This is a genomic window from Butyrivibrio sp. LB2008 (genome assembly GCF_000621565.1).
GTDB lineage: Bacteria > Bacillota > Clostridia > Lachnospirales > Lachnospiraceae > Butyrivibrio.
In genome coordinates, this window is sequence record NZ_JHXZ01000031.1 from 1 (window position 1) to 7,980 (window position 7,980).

Annotated in this window: 4 protein-coding genes; all 4 read left to right on the forward strand. The window is 36.4% G+C overall.

The window, feature by feature from the left end; genetic code table 11:
* Positions 1-1,896: RHS repeat domain-containing protein (locus tag T356_RS19065; protein ID WP_035780929.1), on the forward strand; the 1,896-nt coding region annotated here is incomplete at its 5' end.
* Positions 1,897-1,921: 25 nt separating this feature from the next.
* Complete coding sequence (locus tag T356_RS0109810) at positions 1,922-3,232, forward strand: hypothetical protein (protein ID WP_026514327.1); 1,311 nt, start codon at positions 1,922-1,924, stop codon at positions 3,230-3,232.
* Between the two features lie 6 nt (positions 3,233-3,238).
* A complete protein-coding gene (locus T356_RS0109815; protein WP_026514328.1) occupies positions 3,239-4,015 on the forward strand; it encodes a hypothetical protein in 777 nt (258 codons plus the stop codon).
* A gap of 279 nt (positions 4,016-4,294) precedes the next feature.
* The coding region (locus tag T356_RS0109820; RefSeq protein WP_026514329.1) for a DUF6531 domain-containing protein at positions 4,295-7,980 on the forward strand (3,686 nt) is incomplete at its 3' end.

Genomic DNA, 7,980 nt, shown 5'->3' on the forward strand with positions numbered 1-7,980 from the left:
GAGATTGGACGCCTTGTAAGCAAGAACTTCGCTAACGGAGTAAGTCAGGCTTACACATATATGCCGGGTGGAAACCTTGCATCAATGACAAGTACCGATAAGGAAGGAGTACTTGATAAGTACTTCTATTCGTACGATAATAGCGGACTTATAAGCGGAATAGACAGAAAAAGACGAGGTCTTGATAAAGTATCAGGAAGATATGAGTACAGCTATGATGCGATAGGACGTCTTACAAAGACAACACATGATGGAATAACAAAAGCAGCATATGAGTATGATGCATTCGGCAACAGAACAAGCATGTCTGAGACTGATGTAAAGACATCTTACACATATGATGTTCTTGACAGACTTGTAGAAGCCAAAGAGCTCAATAACTCCCAGGCAATCCTTAAGACCTACGACTACGATAAGAGAGGAAACCAGACAAAAGAGTTCATAAACGGTCTCTTACAGAAGACCTTTACTTTTGATGCTACAAATATGCTCTCAAAGGTAGTTGATAAGGATAAGGGAGAGTTGAACAATTATTATAACGGACTGGGATTCAGAGTGGCATCAATAAGGCCTGAAGAAAGAATAGAGTATCTGTGTGATCTTTCAAGGGATTACTATAACCTTTTGGAGCGCACAGTTAATGGCGAGACAGAGAGTTTTATCTATGATAACAACGTGATCTCAATGTCAAAGGGAGAAAATAACTTCTACTACCTTCAGGATGAACTCGGCTCACCTATGTACATGACAGGTACAGATGGAGCTGCTGTAAGTGCATATGCATTTGATGACTTTGGAAGAAATATTGATCCGTTTACAGGAAAGCAGAAAAAGCACGGCTACACCAAGCAGGGTAATATCATTCAGCCGTTTGCATTTACCGGCTATCAGGAAGATGAGGTATCAGGCCTTAAGTTTGCACAGGCTAGATATTACAGCGCTGATACTGGAAGATTCCAATCTGAGGATAATGTAAAGGGATTTGTAGAAAGTCCGTTTACAATCAATCATTATGGCTACTGTTGGGGAAATCCGGTGGCGTTGATTGATAATGATGGAAATTTTCCTATAATGGCAGAAAAAGCTGCTGAGTGGGCGTATGATAATTCGGATGAAATAGTTGAGTGGGTTAATGATAAAACGTCTCAAGCAAAAAAAACAGTTAAACAGACGTTTGAAAAAACAGATAAAGTAGTTAACTGGGCTAGAGATAAAAAAACAAAAGTAACTGAGTGGGTTAACGATAATACAGATTTTTGGGATACGGAAACAGACTACTCCACAAAAGGTTTGATAGGTCCTTACGTTGAAGAAACTACTACAGTAAAATCTGGATCTTCAAAATTATTTACTGTTACAAGTAAGGGAGGAAAGATTTCTTCTATATCATTTAATGTTCCTGAGTTAAAATTGGGAAATACTTCATTGAAAGTATCAGTTTCTATAGATGATAAGTCTTTAATTAAGGGAACAGTTATAGCCAGTCATAAGACCAAAAATGGAGACAAGTATACTTTAAGAACAGACGTGGGACCAACGTCGGGGTCAATTGAAGCATCACATACAACAGGAAATGTTACTCAGGGAATGGGATATAGAATGAACTTTACTAATCCGTTTGCTTCAAATGATTTATATGTATATAATTCGGAAAATATTGGAGATAATATTGTTAAAAGACAGGAGGCAGGTTTTACAGTAAATACTGGATTAGTTGAAGTTGTTGCAGTAGCGGTGGTTGCAGCGATTTATTTAGGGGTACCCGCAGCGATAGCTTCAGGAGTAGCAACAGTAGCTGAAGTAATAATGCCATATATTCCGAGTTTGGTGGGTAGTGCAGGAGTATTTTTTATTACGTGGCTTGGATTTGGTAAAGCAAACGAATGTGACGGATAAATGATGACAACAAAGGAGCTTTGATATGAATAGGATTAAGACTGAATATGTTAAACGAAATATCATCTTAGCTTTTTCAGGGGTGATGTTCATGCTTGGATCGGTATGGTTATATAAAAATGTGATAGTTATGTTATTGTTCATAACTTTATCGATTATTTGTTACCTTTTGGGGGCATTTGAGTATCCGAGATATTATTTGGCGACAATGTTAAAAGGTAAAGATTATGATGAATTAAGCAGATTTTATTTTGACAAAAGAAGCTTGAATAGTAGTGATAGAAATTTATTGATTACTGCACTGACAACAAGCGGTGATGATGTTGGATTAAAAAAATATCTGGATAGAAATGCTTTGACCCTTGAGCAAAGATTTTATTATGAATTGTATCAATTGGATAAGTTGTTATTTATAGAAAAAACAACTGATGGTTGCGATTATAGACTAGCCAGAATAGAAGTTGTATTAAGAGAATTTGAAAAACATAAAAACTATAAAAGACAGGAGAAATATAAGGAAAAACAATATGAAGTATTTCGATGCGATCTTGAATTTTATAAGCTTTATATTTCGGGTGAATATGAAAAAGCTGTCGAGTTATTAAAAAATAATGGTCCAATTTCGGAAGCAAGGGCATTTCATTTAGCTGCTATTTTGCAAGAACAGGGGAAAAATGAAGAAGCTGAAGAATATATAAAAATGGTAAGGGAGTGTCCGGGAAATTCTAGGTTTAAAAAGTGGTTAAATCTTGATGTGAAGATAACTAAGGTAAAAAGCTTTTCTTCACTTTTGATTGCGTTGGAAGTTCTCTTGTTTGCTTTGATTTTGGTACTTTCTTCATGGAAGTTTAGTTCTGTAGAAAAGGCAATGTCTTGGCAGTATGGGATAAGGACAAGTGAGAATAACAACGTGATAACTGATGAATATGAAAGTGGTGACGGAGTTTCTATCTATTTATTAAATGCAAATGAAGCATTGTATTGCTATTTTATGCATGATCAATCTGGGTATGTTATAAAAGAAATTTATAAAGATAATATGGATTCTTCAAGTAATGATTTGGCAGAATATTCAGCTTTACAAGTACAAAATATTAAAGCAATGTTTTATAAAAAGTTGAATCCGGATATAAAAGCAAAGATTTTGACATTATCAGATGATTTTGAACAATATTTTACGAGGCGTGATTATGTCGGAGAGTTAGATTCCCCATGGCCGTTTTCTTTGATAGATAAATACTATACAGAATATAATAATGTTGGAGAAGTTGAAAATATTGAAGAAGTCAAGATGTATGACAAAACATATTATTTAGTTAGCTTAAGTGGGAGATGACGTAAGATGCAAATGAATTTAAAGAAAAGATATAAAAGAACGAAATTACTTGCTTTTTTATTGATTTTATTAATGGCTTTCGATTTTATTCCGGTACTCATCTTATCTAATTTACCACTATTATTGGTGCATGCAATTGTTTTTGGATCAATAATTGGTTTTCATAGATTTTACTGGAAAAGATTTATAGATACATATATCCACGCTGAATGTGATCTGGATGAGTTGGAAACATATTATATATCAAATAGCAATAACAGACAAATTTTTGATGGACTTATTTTTTCATCAGGGCACATAGATAAGACTCTTAATCCATATATTAAGCAGGCGGTAGAAATTGAAGATGCTATACTTACCGGAAAAAAGACATTTGAAGAGAGCAAAGAGACAATTGATAGGTTGATTTTGTCTGATAAAGGAAATGGGTATACGAAATATCTTTCTATACTTCGTGATGTCTATACAGGTAAGTTTGAAGAAACATTGGCTCATTTGGAGGCGATGACCACAGATAATCCGATATTTGAAGTACCGAGACAATTTTATTTGGCAATTGTATTATCACACATGTATTCGCTTGATTGTCCGGGCGTAAATGAGTGTATTACATATATAGCGAATAAAGGACAGAAATCCAGATATAAAGCATATCTTGAGCAAAGGTTTGAGGTTCCTGAACCTACAAAAGATGTAGAAGTGACAGAGCCAAATCGCATCTATCTTTTTGTCACATTTGGGTTTGCTATATTATGGACATTATTGGTTTTGTTTATGGCATAGATAAAGTGCTTTTCTTAAATATTAAGAAAAGATAAGGTGATGGGGTAGAGCGAAGATTTTTGTGAATTTCATAAGAAATCTTCGCTCTATTTTATAAAAAGAAAGCATATCTACATTTGTAGTAATACACATTGCTAAAAGAATAAGACCGTGATAAAATGTTAATGATTTGTTAAAGATAAATCATTAATTATTGCTAAAGCGTGTATATCAGGGGAGAGTAGTGAGCTGAGGCATTTAACAAAAGTAATAGTTATGTTTAAAAAAGGATGAAGTAGAATGGGAAATACACAAGGATTTAATGGGGAGAACATAGAATGGCATCAAGAGAAGATAAGGGAATATTTTAACAAGTGTTTCGATGAGATATACAATCCCTTTTCAAGAATGTCGGACGATCTGACAAAGGCTCTTTATGATTTTGTAAATGATAATTCACATACGGGCCCTGAAGCGGAATCAGCTAAGAAATTTATCGATGAGAGACAGATAAAGCTTGTAGAAGAGATTATACACACCATCCAGTTGTTAAAGGAAATGATGCAGGAAGATGGGTATGAGAGCGAATCTGCGCTCCTTGAAGACTTTAAAAAAGATCTTTCAGAGGATGAGACAGCAGTTATAAAGAAACAGCATCTTGAAAAGGTCATAGAGGATTTTGCCGGTTACAACAATGCTTTTCTTGAACTTCATCCTAAAATTTCCACTATACATAGAAATGTTGAGAGTATCGCAAACAGTTGTGATGTTATATCAAGGAAAGAATATACCAAGCCTCAGCCAAGAGATCCACATCTTACAATGAATGCTTTCACAAATACTGATAAGAGCGAGGGATGCGTTCCTAAATTCTTAAAGGATTTTCTTGCATTCCATGAAGAACATTCTAATGATATAGAAGGTAGCGCTTTTAAGACACTGTTAGATGATTGCAGGAGCAAGATAAGCGCAATCATAACCGGTATGGAGAAGGGAACATTTGATGTTACAAAGTATGATAAGACAAGGGATAACATAAAATGGAAAAATCCTGAGGATATTCTTGCTCCTGAGGATGCTGAGAAATATCTTAAATTTAAGGAAAAATATCAGCTATATCTTAAAGGAATGATTCAAAGATGTCAGGTATATCTTTATGATCCCGTAAATCTTAATAACGGAAACTATATAAATGACAGGGAAGACCTTAACATTTCCGGAGTATATCCGTTAACTGTAAGGCGTTTTTATAATGCACAGAGTGAAGAAAGCGGCTATTTCGGCAAGGGCTGGACCAGTCTTTTTGACATGCATCTTTCAAAAGAGGGCGAAGGTGATGACAGCAAGATAAAGCTTGTATTTTCCGATGGGCATGAGGGAAGCTATGTAAGATATTTTACCAAGGCTGCCACTAATGAGAAGAAGCGTAAGGATAAAGAGGCTGTAAGTGATGCTGACAGTAAGAAGTATGATCTTACAGATATTGAAGAAATCGAGTTTGTAACAACAGCAGATGGGAGAACTCTTGTAAAAGAGGACTATGAGAACGAAGAGAAAGAATATATAGAAGAACACGGTGAGAGCGGAATACTCATTGAGTGCAAAGACTATTACAGACTTGTTCAGGATGACGGATCCTATACAGAGTTTAGAAAAGATGGAAAAATATCAGCTTTTGGTAACGAGAGGACAGAGCTTGCAAGGGTAGAGTACGACGGCGAGCGTCCATTGGGAATCAGTGCTGATTCAAGATATATAAGACTGTACTTTGACGGAAACGGATGCATAAGTGTAGTAAAAGATAATACAGGAAGAACTGTAAGATATGAGTATGAGGAAAAGAATGGTTCATATCTTCTTACAGTTGTCACATATCCTGACGGAGCAACAAGAAAATACCGTTATGATGAAAACGGAGTAATCAACGAAGTTGATACTCCAAGCATAAATACTTTCCTTAAGAATGAGTATGATGAAAAGAAGCGTGTCACAAGACAGAGCTTTCCTGATGGTGGAGTCATCACATACTCATACGATGAAGAAAACCATATCACAACAGCAACAGAGCAGAACGGACTTAAGGTCGAGTATCTTTCAGATGAGTTTGGTCGTCATATAGGAACAAGATATCCTGAGCAGGGAATCGGCGAGAGATTTACCTATAATAAGAATAATGAAAAGACGACCATAACTGATAAGAGAGGATATACCACAAGATTCAGTTATGACAACAGAGGTCATCTTACAAAAGTAATTGATGCAAAAGGTAATATAACAAATATCACTTATAACGCAGCAGGAAAGCCTATAGTTGTAAAGGGACCTGATGGAGCAAGCTATAAGTATTCCTACAATGAGTTTGGAGAACTTACAAATGTTCTCAATCCCCTTATGGAAGAGAGCAGACTCTATTATGATGAAAACGGTCAGGTAGAGCGTATAAGGGATGCAGAAGGAAACTATACATACATTAAGTATGATGATAATAAAGATATCTGCTATGTAAAAGACAATAAGGGTGTAGAGACGTTCTATGAAAGAGATAGCCTTGGAAGGGTTATCTCTACAAAGGATGCTCTAGGAGCTAAGACATCTTATGAATATGATCTAATGGACAGGATCAGTAATGTAATAGATCCTCTTGGAAATGAGACGAGATATTTTTATGACAAGGCCGGAAAACTTATAAGAGTAGTAAATGCTGACGGAACAGCAAAAGAATGGGCTCATAACAGCATAGGAAAAATATCGGAATATACTGATGAATCCGGAAGGATGACACAGATAAAGTATAACAACGTCTGGAATGAAGAAGAGGTAACCCTTCCTAACGGCGGGAAGATAACATATGAGTATGACCTCTTAAAGCGACTTGTAAAGGTAACAGATCCCGAGCATAGGGTGGTTTCCTACGATTATGATGAAAACGGTAACGTTATAGCTGAATACAATGGCGATATCAAGGTAAAGAGTCTTACTTATGATCCTAACGGTAACGTTACATCGGAGACGGATGCTCTTGGACATGTGAAGAGGTATGACTACGATGTAAATGGAAATCTCATCGCAGTAACAGATACACTTGGAAATAAGTACACAAGAGAAGTAGATGCTCTGGGAAGATTAATAAAAGAAACAGATGCCCTTGGAAACAGCACAACCTACACGTACACAAAACTTGGTGAGATACAGAGCATAACAGATGCAGAGGGACGAGTAAGAAGATTTGATTACAGAAAAGGACAGCTTATTGCTACATATTTCTGTGACAGACCTGAGCAGAAACTTAGCTATGACAGACTTGGAAGAGTAGAAAAGAGAAGCTTTGCTGACGGATATGAGATCAGCTATTCTTATGATGCACTTAACAGAGTTGAAAAAGTAGAAGGTTCTGATGCAAGATGTGTAGCCTATGAGTATGACTCAATGGGAAGGGTAATAAAGGTAGTTGACGGAAATAGCACAACTCTTTATACCTATACACCTACAGGCCGTCTTAAGAGCGTTATTGATGCACTTGGAAATGAGACAGCCTATACTTATGATGCTCTTGATAACCTTAAGAGCGTCCACAGGGCAGAAGGTCTTGTAAGTGATGAGGAAAGAGCAGGGGATGTATTCCCTACAGTTGGAAAAGACGGTCATGTAACAATCTATGATTACGATCTTTCAGGTCAGCTTACAGCCATGACAGATGCACTTGGCCAGTCAGAGCACTATGAGTATGACCAGTACGGACGTCTTAAGACAAAGACTGATAGGGACAACTATGCTACTACATATGAGTACAACAATGCAGGTGCTGTGACGAAGGTAGGATATGCTGACGGAAGAAGCGTTGCATTCTCCTATAATGCACTCAATCAGCTAAGTCAGATAAATGACTGGTACGGAAAGACAATCCTTGAGAATGATATCTTAGGACGCCTTACAAAGGTAACAGACTTTAAGAACAGGACAGTAGCATATGAGTACGGTGCTACAGG

What these genes read in the sequence shown, in the direction of transcription:
- T356_RS0109810 (WP_026514327.1), top strand. Translation starts at nt 1,922, where the DNA reads ATGAATAGGATTAAGACTGAATATGTTAAACGAAATATCATCTTAGCT.
- T356_RS0109815 (WP_026514328.1), top strand. Translation starts at nt 3,239, where the DNA reads ATGCAAATGAATTTAAAGAAAAGATATAAAAGAACGAAATTACTTGCT.